Below are 13,117 nucleotides of genomic sequence, written 5' to 3'. Positions count from 1 at the left end.
TTGACGTTAAGCCCTGTAATGTCTGGCGAGCAGGGCTGACGTCGCCGCCCACAGTTCCTGGCAGGCGGTGACGTTATCCGCTGGAGGCGTAGGCTGTATAGGTTTCGCGTCCTTCACCGAAAAGTAGCCACCCGATGCCGGAGAGAGATCTGAATCGGTAGCCAAGCGGACGATGATGTCCGCACCGCGCTTCGGATCACCGATGCGCAACCCATTTAGAGCCCTGGCCAGCAACGTAGAGAATCCCAGCTCACGGCCAAGCCCCGTGACGTTGAAGCCTGGGTCCAGACAGTTCACCGCAACGCCGGTGTCTTGAAGCTGACGCGCCAGTTCCTGCGAAAACATGATGTCCATCAGCTTGGTTTTCGAATAGCTCTTCGAAGAGCCAAGGCGCGTGAATGGAGCGGTGTCGAAGAGATCTCGTTCCAGATCCAGCCCGCCGCTGCGTCTCGACGCCTCTGAAGCGACAGTGATAATCCGCGAAGGAACCGACCGAACCAACGTATCTCGCAAGCCGTTTGTCAGCAGCCAGGGGGCGAGGTAGTTCACCGCGAGCATCTCGGCGTGACCATCAACGGTGACACGCTGCTCAAATGCGTGAACGCCAGCGTTGTTGATCAACACATCAATACGCTCGTATTGCGAAGCGAGTTCAAAGCCGAGCGCCGCAACGGAATCGAGGCTGCTGAAATCCGCGTAATGAACGTCGATACGCGCATCAGGTACAGCCGCATGAATGCGCTCGCAGGTTGCAGCAGCCTTTGTCTTGTCACGCGCAGTCAGAACGAGATGGGCACCTCGCTTGGCCAACTCGATGGCAGCAAGCTGACCAATTCCGCTGGTGGCGCCTGTAAGGACAATGGTGACGTTGGTATTCATTGTGGTTTTTCACTGTCCGCGAAGGCATTTAATGGATTAAAGTCCACTATAATCTCGAATGCATATTTGTCCATGAACAAACCGCCGACAGGCTTTCGCAGGCAGAAACGGGAAAAGACGGGAATGGAGCCACCAGAAAACAAATCGCTCACTCAGCCCGCTCACGATCGAGAGCTTCTGGTTCTCGCGCTGGGTGAACAGTTCAGTGCGCTGCTGAGTGCCTCGCGTGCCCTGACGGTCGCGACATCAGCCGAATTTCACCCAGAGTTGCCACCCGCAGCGTTCCATATCGCGCACTGGCTGCACGCGTTCGGGCCGGCGAAGGTAAGTGGTGTCGCCGAGGCTGTAGCGATGGATCGCAGCGCGACGAGCAGGTTGACGGCGAGACTCATCCACTTGGGACTGGTAGAGGCGCAACCGGATCCTTCGGATGGTCGAGGCACCCTTTTGAATGTGAGCCATCAAGGCCGTGCCAGAATCCGCCAGGCCATTGCTCACAAAGGCGACGATTTTCGGCAGCGTATCGACGGCTGGAACGATGAGGACCTGGAACAACTGACGCAATTGCTGCGTCGATTCAACAGAATGTCAGCGTGACGGAATAAAAAAGGCGGTGAAGTCTCACTTGCACCGCCCTACCCCATCGAAGGGAAATGTTGCTCTTCTATAAAACATGCCGTTGGAAGAGAACGACATGTACACGCAACACTTGTAAAAGCGCTGCCTGTCAGTTACAGCGGCCCGTCACACTCGACCGGTCCGCCGAATACATTTTTGATACCTGAATATCTGCCCTGAAGCGCCCTCGATCAAGAAACTAAAACAACGCCAGTTGGTAATTGATAATCACGCGATTTTCGTCTTGCTGACGAGCATTGGGGATGTTGTTACGCACCATTGCATTTTTCCACATCACGCCAAAGCCTTTTAACGGGCCCGATTGCACGACATAGGCCAACGTAATATCACGTTCCCATTCGCTGGAATTGCTGGAAGCAACAGTATTAATATCATCCCCTTTGACATACACAACACCCGCTGTGGCTCCTGGCAAACCCATTTTTGCGAAGTCAAAAGAATAACGGGCTTGCCATGACTTTTCGCCGGCACGAACAAATTTCTGAACCTGCATTTCAGTAATGGTATAGGTGGTTGGGCCATCGCCCTGGTTTAAATACGGGAAGTCGCTTTTACCATTGCTGACTTCATAACCTGCTCCAAAGGTATGGCCCGCGACGGCGTAGGTAAATAGTCCACTGAACAGATTATTATCGACCTTCCCTTTTAATGTATTACCACCGTAGTATCCTGTCGTGAAATACGCAGGATCATGGCCGTTTGCGCCATCATTTTTGCTATTAAAATATCGAACATCACTGGTCAGCACCCCGGGGCCGATTGCCCAGTTGTGAATGAGCCCCAAGAAGTTTTGCTTATAAAAATCTTTCAGATTGCCGTAATAGTATTGCAAGGTTAGATCTTTGGTCAGCTTATAATCGCCACCGGCGTAGATGAATTTATTACTGAAGCGACCTGTGACCGCATTGTTCGCACCCGCGATGGACATATTTTCATTGTTGCTGGAGTTACGCCCCTTCACCTCGTCGATTTGGCCGCCCACCAAGGTCAGGTCTTTGATATCTGCCGAAGTAACCTGGGTTCCTTGCCAGGTTTGTGGCAATAACCGTCCGTCATTGCTGAAGATCACTGGCAGTTTTGGAACCAGGGTTCCGAGTTTCAGCTCGGTCTTGGATATTTTTACCTTGCCGGTCAACCCGAGGTTGGAGACATCGTCAACCGCATGATCGCCGTCGCTTGGAAACACGATGCCGCCGTAGTTTGTCCCCGTTGGGTTGCCATGCTTGCCAGCACTTGAATCCAGTCTGACACCCAACATGCCTAACGCATCAACCCCGAAGCCTACGGGCCCGGGGGTGTAACCCGATATGAACTCTAGTTGAAAGGCTTGCCCCCATTCAGCTTGATAGCTCTGGTTGGCGGCCTTCTGAGCGGGTGTCGCCGAATCTCGGTAATCGCTATTGATATAGAAGTTACGCAATTTAAGCGCCGCTTTACTGTCATCGATGAAACCCGCCGCATGGGCTTGCTGCGCCAATACACACATGGTGGCTGCAACAGTCAAAGTACGTTTCATTTATTCACACCAAAGTTGAGATTATTATTGTTGTATAAACTACTTAGCGACTTTTCAGGCGTAGGTATTCACAGGAGCTGCACTTTCATGCAACAACGAGTTAACGTGAAGAATAATACCCCGAATTAATCAGCTTTCAGCTGTGCGTTCCATGTTGCCGGCGTTCCCAGTTCAGAATCGACCAGCTGATTTTCGAATCGATTGCGTTCATCGATGGCACTGACCGAGCGATCGGTAATAGAGAACCAAAAGATACCGACAAATGCTACGACCATGGAAAACAACGCCGGATATTCGTATGGGAACCAGGCTTGCGGATTATGAAGAATCTTGACCCACACGGTTGGGCTAAGGATGCATAGGGTAATGGCTGATACGAGCCCCAGCGATCCGCCAATCACGGCGCCACGTGTCGTCAGGCCCTTCCAGTAGATCGACAATAACAGCACGGGGAAATTGGAACTTGCGGCGATGGAGAACGTTAAGCTCACAATAAATGCGATGTTCTGTTTTTCAAAAGCAATGGCCAATAGAATCGACAGCACACCCAACACTATGGTTGTCACGCGAGAGACGCGCATCTCGTCACGGTCGCTGGCGGTGCCTCGGCGCAAGGCATGTGCATAGAGGTCATGTGAAACAGCAGACGAGCCTGCAAGGGTGAGCCCTGCCACTACCGCCAATATCGTCGAGAACGACACAGCACACATAAACCCCAGGAAAACATTACCGCCAACGTTGTGTGCGAGGTGAATCGCAACCATGTTAACGCCGCCTAATATGCCACCTGATGCATCGTGATAATCGGGATTGCTGGCAACCAGGGCGATAGTGCCGAAGCCAATGATAACGATCAGGGCGTAACCGATGCCGACCAGACCTGTGGCATAAAGAATACTTTGGCGCGCGGCCTTGACGTTACCGACAGTGAAAAACCGCATGAGAATATGTGGAAGGCCTGCCGTGCCGAAGACTAATGCCAGTCCTAAGGAAATCGCAGACACCGGGTCGGTAATCAGACCGCCTGGGCTCATGATTGCTACATGGGAAGGATGCACCTGGGTCGCTTGAGTAAACAGCTGGTTCAAGCTGAATCCAAATTGCGACAGCACCATGAAGGCCATGAAGACGCAGCCGGTCAGCAGCAATACGGCCTTGATAATCTGAATCCAGGTGGTTGCTAACATCCCACCAAAGAACACATAAATCACCATGAGTGTGCCCACTAAAAGCACTGCTGCGGTGTAATCGAAACCAAACAGCAACTCCACCAGTTTTCCGGCACCTACCAGTTGAGAAACCAGGTAAAGCAACACGATCACAATGGAACTGGACGCCGAGAATGCTCGTATGGGGCGCTGCTTTAGCCGATAGGACAGTACGTCTGCCAGGGTGTACCTCCCCAGATTTCGCAATGGCTCCGCAATCAGAAACAGAATGATCGGCCAACTGGCAAGGAAGCCGATCGAGTAAATCAGACCATCAAACCCACTGGTGAAAACCAATGCGGAGATACCCAGCAAAGACGCCGCAGACATATAGTCGCCCGCGATAGCCCACCCATTCTGGAAGCCGGTAATTTTTCCTCCTGCGGCATAGTGATCTGCGACGCTATTGTTTTTGCGTGCCGCCCACCGTGTGACGAACAAAGTGAAAATCACAAATGCCAAAAACATGCCGATGGCAATGGGATTATGTTTTTGTACGGCGCCAGGGACGTCGGCCGCGTATGCCGTTACCGAAGCAAGCATGGCGGAGATTGCAATAAGTAGACGCTTCATTTGTTGAAGCTCCTGATAATTGTTTTTATTTTAGGGTCGTAGCAGGTGTTAGTGCGCCAGACATAGACAGCGACGAGGAGAATCGTGAAGGCGAGCATTCCAAAACCGATTGGCACGCCCCATGTCATCGGCTGCCCTTCTGTAATAGGCATACCCAAACGGGCAGGTATGAAGGCCAGGGAAAGAATAAAACCAAAATAGACGGCGAGCATAAGCGCCGTCATGCTCCACGAAAATATCCGTCGCTGTTTTACCAAAGCACGAAACTCCGGATTTTCGAGAATCGGGTTTTGAATAGCGTCATCAACCTGCTCAGCGGGCATGGTCGGGCCACCGTCTTGCGGATATGCATGTTCCATGGTGATCTCCTGCAAATGGCTTGTGGCTGAATTAAAACTTCACGGGCACGGCGGTCTCACGCATCACGGCTTCCGGAGTCCGGTACAACTCCGCCATTTCGCGCTCTTCCTCGCTTTTCAGTTGCGCCTGCATATAGGCGCCAAGATGCCGCGCGTGCTGAACAATCGATGCCCCGAAACGACAGCGTTGCTCGCTGTAGTCTGCTAATGCCTCTTCAACGGATGCATGGCGCTCCAGTGCCTCCACAATTGCCAACGCGTCACCGGCAGCCTTGGTAACTCCCATTCCGCAATGAGGACGCGCCACAAATGCCGCGTCGCCGAGCAACGCGACACGTCCGAAGTTCATCTTGGGTACTTCCAGATCGTAAATGGGCTGGAATAACGGCTGAGTCGCTTTCCTGACGACTTCGGCAAATTGCGGGGCCAGTAATGTCTCTGCACACGTGTACATATTGTCGAGTACGTCGCGGCGTATCAGCGCCGGAGGGATACCGCCCTCAAATTGTTTACCGCTTTCATCCCTCAGCAAATCCTTCAAGTCATCGTCACCACTGGTGCGATACCACACAAAGTTGTAACGACGCTCGCCGACAACAGTGCTGTTGGAATGCCCGGCCACTGGATACCCGAGGATCTGTTCATGCGGGGGCAAACAAAACGCGAATTTATCGAAAAGTGCGGCGTGGGCAGCATCAGACAGAGCACTTTCATCGACTAACCCGCGCCAGGCGATATAGCCGGCATATTGCAGGTGCACATCGGGTAAAAAATGTTGGCGAATCGTCGACCGAAACCCATCAGCCGCAATAATGACGTCTGCCTGATGAGTCGTCCCATCGGCCAATGTAACGCTGGCATGGGTTTCAGTGCTTTCGACCGACACCACACTTCCACCGCAGCGATACAGCGAGTCTGGGAATGCAGAGCGAAGCACTTGGTACATCTTCCCCCACGCGGTCAACGTTTGTGGAAGTGCGTTCTCAAGTACGACATCGCCGTCCTGGGCCAAAGTGACGCGCGAAAGCACATCGATCCCTACAGAGGCGTCGAGGGGAATTCCCGCTGCGGCCATCGCTTCGAACAACTCAGGGTGTGTAACGATCCCCGCGCCTCGTCCTGCGAGTTCATCCGGAACGCGTTCGAAGACCTCAACGTCCCAACCTTTGCGCAACAGCATATTTGCTGCAAACAGGCCGCCCAGCGAGCCGCCCACAACTATGGCGCGGGGCTTGTGCAAGGAGTTCATCATGGCTGCTCTCCCACAGTTGCAGAGGCCTGGGAGGCGTAAGACCCCACCGCCTCAATCTCGGAGGCAGGGAAATTGAGCTCGATGGTGACACCAGACGGATCTTCGATGAACACCTGATGCAGGCCGAGGCTCGGCACAGTCCGATCGCGCCACTCAATCCCCTCGGCTTTGAAGACGTCCCAGAACTCAACCAGGCCGGTGACCAAAAAAGCAATGTGATCAACAGTCCCAGTGCCTGTCAGCGGGATCTCCTTATCGCCCAGGTATTTTTTCAGGCCTTCAGGATTGGAAGGGTCAATCCCGATAATGTGGACCGTGCCGAAGTCCTTTTCATCACCTCCCATGTACAACCAAACGCCAGGAAAATCGAATGGCGGCCGGTAGCCAGGCGTAAAACCGAGCACCCTTTCATAAAATCGACTGGACTTTTCCAGGTCGAACGACCGGATCGAGTAATGAGCGAGCTTCACGACTTGCATGGTGCCTCCAACAGTTTTTTGTATTTATTTATCAGTTGATAAACAATACGACCTGACGAAATTGAAGTAAATAGGTGGAGGATCAAATTTTTGAGGACACGCTTGAACCACGATGTGGCGTCGCCCACAGAGAACGGGCTTCAGGCGCTGGGAAAGGGCTTTTCAGGGCAAAATGGCGCGCATATGCCCCTTACCACCCGCTCAGCTGAAGGCTGAAACAGGTGATGAGTGGTCGACAAAAAAGAGGGGGAAAACAGGAGCTCAGGAGGCAGGAAACGGGGAATCGAAGCCGATCAATTCAAGCGAGGCTTCCCACCGAGATCGTTATCGACTTGCTGCAGTACGTGAGGACTGCCGTTAAGGAACGCATCAACCATTTGCTCGATCAGCGCATCAATGTCTTCAGTCACTGGAAGATCGTAAATCCATTTGCGCACACCGATATAGAAAATGCTGGCATGCAGGCTCCAGATCAGTTCGAGCTCTTTTTCATTGATCGTTTCACCTGAGGACGGCGCCAATCCATGAGCGTGGCGGATTTCTGCAATGACAGGAATGAAGACCCGCTCACGCAATTTAGCCAGATACCGATCATTGATACCTTCACGTGTCAGCCCGGCAAATACGAAGATACGAATCCACTCTCGGCGCAGAATCACACGAGCATATGAGGTGTAGAAATGCACCAGGCGAGACTGGAGGGGTTCGGAGCGATCCTTGATCATCGACTCCCACGAAGAATCCCACTGATACACCTCGTCGTACACGCGGTCTATGAGTGCCTCTTTGCTGGGGAAATATCGATAGAGTAAAGGTTGGGTAATGTCCAATTGTCGCGCCAGCTCCCGCGTACTGCCCGAGAATCCGCACGTCGCAAAATGCTCAATAGCTTTCTGCACGATTTGCTTTTCCCTGACCTCAGGCGACAGACGTCGAGTCGTCGATTTGACGAAATCTGCTGATTTCGCTGATTTCCCCGACTCGTTCTCGTCTCTATTTTTTGAGTCTTGCATAACGCCTCACTGGAGCTTCATTAAGGCATCATACAAAACAAAAGAATGCACTGGCTATGAACCACACTTATTTGGCCAGACGGCTTTCAATATCCTTCTTGAACAAGGCGGGTCGGCTTAAGTAATGCCCCATGGCCAACACTTCCATTTGGCCATCGATCTCCAGCGCAAATGCCGGAAAGCCGCGCGCATTCAGAGCTTCAAGCATCCCGTTGCTGCGGTCGATGTGGTCCTGCAATGAGTCTGCAGTGATCGCATCAAAAGTTGCCATAAACACTTCGGGCTCAAACCCAAGCTCATCGGCAATGCCAGCGATTACCCTTCGGTCAGCAATGGCCTGGCCTTCTTGGTAGTAGGCAAATTGCAGGCGTTTGAGCATTTCGATGCCGCGTCCGGACAGCTGTTGAGCGGTCAACATCGCTGCAATCGGTGGTGAAGAGTCCAGCTGGACATTTTCATGTTCCAGTACGCCTTGAACATAGGCGTCCGCGAAGGTTTGTTTGCTGAATGCAGTAATCCGGGCTTCGTGAGGACGAACAAAATCGCGCCACTCACCCGACATCAACTTGCTTTTGTCCCCCGAGAGCATGCCCACGCCATGAGCCTGTATTTCCAGACCAGGAATCGCGGTGGCCGCCGTGATCATCGGCGCCGCGCCATAGCACCAGCCACAGAACGGGTCGTAGACGTAATGCAATGTCGCAGTGCTCATTCAAATCTCCGGGGATCTGCCGTGCACACACGGCGAAAGGGGTTTGTTTCGTCAAGTGCTCGAAAACAACAATGAAGCGATCAGCTCTCGACTAAGCCTTCAGGCCCTAGCAATTCGCTAATGAAATCGATAAACGCATTGACGCGCTTGGAGCCACGATGATTGGGAAGATACAGCGCAGAAATGGCCGAACTGGCCTCGTTCGGATTGATAACAAAAGGCTCAAACAATGAAGTCAAATCACCGCTGCCGATATCGTCGTTGACGAGCCAGTCAGGTAACAAAGCCACCCCGCCACCCGCCAGCGCAATTTCACGCAAAACTTCCGCATTGTTACTTTTGAAGCGGCCCTCAATCGGAACTCGAGTCTCCTCACCTTCCTTTAAGAAAGTCCACACCTGTTGTTTTGGGCCATAACTGAAACGCAAGCACTCGTGCTGCATGAGGTCCATGGGATGTTCAGGAAAACCATGTGTATCCAGGTACTCGGCGCTGGCCATCACCCGGCGTCTGAAACGACCGACGGGACGACTGACGACACCATCCATGACCGCTGCCGACCCCAATCGGATCGCAAGATCGACGCGCTCCCCCAGTAATTCAACGATGTCGTCGGAGAGCGTCATGTCCAACACAAGTTGAGGGTAACGCTTCAACAGCGAGGCAATATGAGGCGCAATCAGACGGCGCCCAAATGCTACGGGCACGGAAATACGAAGATGCCCCGCAGGGAGCTCCCCGCGGTCAGTGACCGAGGCATCCGCTTCGGCGACAGCATTCAGCACCTCCTGCGCTTTGAAGTAGTAGGCGGCCCCGGCATCTGATAATGAGATTTGACGCGTGGATCGATTAAGCAGGACAGCGCCCAGTTCCGCCTCAAGCCCATCGATCATCCGAGTCACAGAAGACGTCGCCAGGCCTAACTGTCGAGCGGCAGCAGAAAAGCCCTTCGAATCCACAGCTTGGACGAACATCTTCAATGCGAGCAGCTTGTCCATGACACTCCTTGCCTCAGCCGTTGCTCATCTAGCGCATTGCGCCAATTCGGGTCCGACGAGAAACCACCGAGAAGACGACTAGGGCGATCAATGACAATGCGCTTCCCGCGGCAGCAATCGCCAACCACCCGGCGTGTTCATAAAGCGAACTGGCCACCGAAGAACCCATTGCGCCGCCAATAAAGATACTGATCATGTACAACGCATTCAGGCGACCTCTGTTGGCATTGCCCAGGGCATAGACGGCTCGCTGGCCCAGCACCATGTTCATTTGCACAGCAAAATCCAGTGCTACACCGGTGACCGCTAACCCGATCACACCGTAAAAGGGATTGATGAAGGCCGGAAGGAAACTCAATACACCCAGCACCATGGCCAGCTGGGACGCCCGTCGGGTATGCCCTGCATCAGCAAGTCGGCCACTGATAGGCGCGGCAATGGCACCGATGGCGCCAACCAGAGAGAAAATCGCAATCTGACTTTGTGTGAGGCCGAACTCACGACTCAATATCAGCGGCACGGCGGTCCAGAACAAACTGAACGCCGCAAACATCAGCCCTTGATAAAGTGCGCGCTGACGCAGTACGGGCTCGCGGCAAAACAGTTGCCCGAGGGACATCAGCAATTCACCGTAAGACGCGCGATGGGTCGGTTGCCATTTGGGCATGGTCATGCCAATCACGATGGAGATGACGAGCATCAAGGCAGCGGCCCCGATAAACACTGCCCGCCAGCCCAAATGATCGGCAACCAGACTCGACAGCGGACGCGCAAGTAGAATCCCCAGCAGCAAGCCCCCCATAATCCCGCCAACCACCCGTCCGCGAGACTCCTCCGGCGCCAGGTGTGCGGCCAATGGAATAAGCATTTGCACGGAGACTGAGCTGAAACCAATGAGCGCCGATACCACTAGAAATATACTCGGCTGCTTGGATAAACCGGCGGCCACCAGGCTGAAGATCGTAATCACGATCGTCGTAATCATCAGCCGGCGGTTTTCTACCAAGTCCGCCAAGGGCACCAGGAAAAACAATCCGAGCGCATAACCAATCTGGGTCAGCGATACAATGAGGCTCGCGCTCCCACTCGACATGCCGATATCCGGAGCGATCAAGCTAATAATCGGTTGTGCGTAATAGATGTTGGCCACGATGGCACCACAACAAAAAGCAAACAGAAGCACCAGCCCCTTTGTCATCGATGCTTTTTGTATGGTAGCTGCTGTATCACTTGTAGAAACGCCCATGCCATAGACTCCTGAGGTTCGACAGCGGTGACCCTCCAGTAAAAGGTCACTCGCATTCATGTTTTCCAGGCCAACAACATAGGCGGCACTGCTCCCCGCGAGAATATGGACAGGACGCAACGTCACGTTGCGTCGTGCGCAAAAGAACCCCGGGCTCGGCCAATACCTCCGTTTGAATCAATGACGAAGAATTGATCGAGACGTCTCACTGTCGACCCTCCCCCAAATACCTTTCGATATCGATACCTGGCCTGAATGAGGTGATACCACCGTCTATGGCCGTCCATCGACAAGCCGTTTCGGTTGGGCGTAGACTACTATTGATCGAACGATTATTAAAAGACTTTTTTGATAAAACGGAGACCGTAACCTCTCCAAATTCAGCCGTTTCAACCAAAAACACCCCCTACTTCTATGCGGCGCTGAGCCAATTAGCCCGAGGTAAAAATGGGTGGGTCACAATAAAATCTCTTGAGTGAGACGAAACTCATCGTGACGCTAAATCTTCGTAGCAAAGTCATCCTCCTGGCGATCATCCCCAGCCTTTTACTGGCGGCAATGATCAGCGGCACGACCTTTTGGGTTTTGCAAAAACTGGCATCCGAGGAAGTCGCACAGACGCGCGAGCTCCTGATCAAGGAGCGAAAAACTTCACTAAAGCACTATATGGAAATTGCCCAAGCGTCGATTCAGTCGATATATGAGGCTTCCCACCATGGAGATCTGGAGGCTCGCGATCAGGCCGTCACCATCCTGCGAACGCTGACTTTCGATAAACAAAACTACTTTTACGGCTATGACTCCTCGTTTGTGCGAGTATTCTCCGCAAACTTGAACACCGATATCGGCAAGAGTTTTGTCGATAGCAAAGATGCCAACGGCGTGTATGTCATTCGCGGGCTGGTTGAAGCAGCCAAGACCGGCACTCATTTTTTTCGCTACGACTGGCAGACGCCCACCAGCCCTAAACCTACGCCCAAACTTGGTTACACCGTTTACCTGGACAAGTGGGACCTGACCGTGGGTACCCAAGTGAACCTGGACGATCTGGAAGTTCAGGTGCAGGCCATTGCCAGTGAGCATTACGAGCGAATCGGCCAGTACACAGCGTACGTACTTGCCCTTGCCGGTTTCTTGCTGGTACTGGTCGCCTTAGTAGGAGTCTGGCTTGGCAACAGCCTAGTGAAACCTGTACTCGCTATCAAAAAGAACCTGGACGACATTGCCGCTGGAGAGGGCGACCTCACACACCGTTTGCCCGTTTCGAGCCATGATGAGCTGGGCGATTTGGCTCACTCCTTCAACGTATTTGTGGAAAAAATTCATAGCCTCGTGCGACAGATTGCTGAGATGACCGAACAATTGACCGAAATGGTCGAAGATATGTCGGCCCAGGCACAAAGGTCAGAACAGGCCATGGATCGTCAACGCCAGGAGACAGATCAGGTAGCGACAGCCATTCATGAAATGTCCACGGCTGCGCACCAGGTTTCTCTCAGTGCCCAAGGTGCTTCACACGCAGCGCGAGAAACCAGCGATGTAGGTGGCCAGGCAAGAGATGTCGTCAACAAGAGCATCGAAAGCATTCATTCGTTGATTGAAGAAATCGGCAAAAGTAGCTCGTCTTTGGACAATCTGAACAACGATGTGCAGTTGATTGCCGGTGTAGTTGACGTCATTCGTTCTATCGCAGAACAAACCAATCTATTGGCTTTGAACGCTGCAATAGAAGCAGCGCGTGCTGGAGAGGCAGGACGTGGATTTGCAGTGGTTGCTGACGAAGTTCGAGCCCTGGCCAGCCGAACGCAAAAGAGCACTCAGGAAATCCATGGGATGATCAGCCTGCTTCAAAAAGGCACTCAAGACGCCATGATCACGATGGCCCGATCGAGCGATTCAGGAAAAACAACGGGGCAACTGGCAAACCAGGCAGGGTTGTCGCTGGATGCCATCAGCCAACTCATTTATACAATTAACGAAATGAACGCGCAGATCGCCAGCGCCTCCGAAGAACAGACTGCCGTCGCCGAGGAAGTAAACCGTAGCATGACTCACATCTCCCAGGCCGCCGACGTGGTCGCCGGGGATGCAAAAAATGGCGCGCAAACCTCTAGAAGTCTTACTGATCTGGGCAATCGACTGGGCCTTTTGGTTGGGCAGTTTCGGATTTAGGTGTGAGCCTTTGTAGATATCTGCGGATCGGAGGCGACTCTCTAAGCAGGCCTAACAGGCAAAAAAAGACT

General features: G+C 53.0%; 11 protein-coding genes and 2 pseudogenes. 3 read left to right on the top strand and 10 right to left on the bottom strand.

Translation table 11 applies throughout. The features are described 5' to 3' along the window. Positions 1 to 6: 6 nt before the first annotated feature. Entirely contained in the window at positions 7 to 879 is an 873-nt protein-coding gene (locus ABH912_RS31875; protein WP_429512840.1) for an SDR family NAD(P)-dependent oxidoreductase, read from the bottom strand. Positions 880 to 951: 72 nt separating this feature from the next. On the opposite strand from ABH912_RS31875, the gene ABH912_RS31870 reads away from it, so the two are divergent. Further along, on the top strand, positions 952 to 1,476 hold the full coding sequence (locus ABH912_RS31870; protein WP_429512838.1) for a MarR family winged helix-turn-helix transcriptional regulator: 525 nt from the start codon (positions 952 to 954) through the stop codon (positions 1,474 to 1,476). A 220-nt stretch (positions 1,477 to 1,696) separates the two neighbouring features. Here the strand turns inward: ABH912_RS31870 and ABH912_RS31865 are convergent, their stop codons facing one another. The 9 genes from ABH912_RS31865 to ABH912_RS31825 all read right to left on the bottom strand — a co-directional run bounded on the left by ABH912_RS31865 (position 1,697) and on the right by ABH912_RS31825 (position 10,874). Continuing rightward, complete coding sequence (locus tag ABH912_RS31865; RefSeq protein WP_429512836.1) at positions 1,697 to 3,034, bottom strand: OprD family porin; 1,338 nt, start codon at positions 3,032 to 3,034, stop codon at positions 1,697 to 1,699. A 125-nt stretch (positions 3,035 to 3,159) separates the two neighbouring features. Further along, a complete protein-coding gene (locus tag ABH912_RS31860) occupies positions 3,160 to 4,815 on the bottom strand; it encodes a cation acetate symporter (RefSeq protein WP_429512835.1) in 1,656 nt (551 codons plus the stop codon). Beyond that, complete coding sequence (locus ABH912_RS31855; protein WP_429512833.1) at positions 4,812 to 5,174, bottom strand: DUF485 domain-containing protein; 363 nt, start codon at positions 5,172 to 5,174, stop codon at positions 4,812 to 4,814. The genes ABH912_RS31860 and ABH912_RS31855 overlap by 4 nt, the downstream gene beginning before the upstream one ends. Positions 5,175 to 5,205: 31 nt before the next feature. Continuing rightward, on the bottom strand, positions 5,206 to 6,426 hold the full coding sequence (locus ABH912_RS31850; protein ID WP_429512831.1) for an FAD binding domain-containing protein: 1,221 nt from the start codon (positions 6,424 to 6,426) through the stop codon (positions 5,206 to 5,208). Then, positions 6,423 to 6,905: a VOC family protein gene (locus ABH912_RS31845; RefSeq protein ID WP_429512830.1), complete on the bottom strand. Its 483-nt coding sequence runs from the start codon at positions 6,903 to 6,905 to the stop codon at positions 6,423 to 6,425. Before ABH912_RS31845 ends, ABH912_RS31850 begins: the two co-directional genes overlap by 4 nt. Before the next feature lie 293 nt (positions 6,906 to 7,198). Continuing rightward, positions 7,199 to 7,918, bottom strand: coding sequence for a TetR/AcrR family transcriptional regulator (locus ABH912_RS31840; RefSeq protein WP_429512828.1), 720 nt, complete (start codon positions 7,916 to 7,918; stop codon positions 7,199 to 7,201). Between the two features lie 67 nt (positions 7,919 to 7,985). After that, complete coding sequence (locus ABH912_RS31835; RefSeq protein ID WP_429512826.1) at positions 7,986 to 8,630, bottom strand: DsbA family protein; 645 nt, start codon at positions 8,628 to 8,630, stop codon at positions 7,986 to 7,988. Between the two features lie 80 nt (positions 8,631 to 8,710). Beyond that, complete coding sequence (locus ABH912_RS31830) at positions 8,711 to 9,628, bottom strand: LysR family transcriptional regulator (protein ID WP_429512824.1); 918 nt, start codon at positions 9,626 to 9,628, stop codon at positions 8,711 to 8,713. Between the two features lie 28 nt (positions 9,629 to 9,656). Then, the gene (locus tag ABH912_RS31825) at positions 9,657 to 10,874 is read right to left on the bottom strand and encodes an MFS transporter (protein WP_429512822.1); all 1,218 of its coding nucleotides are present in this window, start codon (positions 10,872 to 10,874) and stop codon (positions 9,657 to 9,659) included. 558 nt (positions 10,875 to 11,432) lie between these two features. On the opposite strand from ABH912_RS31825, the pseudogene ABH912_RS31820 reads away from it, so the two are divergent. Both ABH912_RS31820 and ABH912_RS31815 read left to right on the top strand, forming a co-directional pair. After that, a pseudogene (locus tag ABH912_RS31820) lies at positions 11,433 to 12,188 on the top strand (cache domain-containing protein); the annotation flags it as partial. A 342-nt stretch (positions 12,189 to 12,530) separates the two neighbouring features. Then, a pseudogene (locus ABH912_RS31815) lies at positions 12,531 to 13,046 on the top strand (methyl-accepting chemotaxis protein); the annotation flags it as partial. Positions 13,047 to 13,117 lie beyond the last annotated feature (71 nt).

The organism is Pseudomonas sp. BT76 TE3572, from assembly GCF_050435365.1.
GTDB classification, from domain to species: domain Bacteria; phylum Pseudomonadota; class Gammaproteobacteria; order Pseudomonadales; family Pseudomonadaceae; genus Aquipseudomonas; species Aquipseudomonas fluorescens_W.
This window is presented reverse-complemented; position numbering and strand designations above follow the sequence as displayed.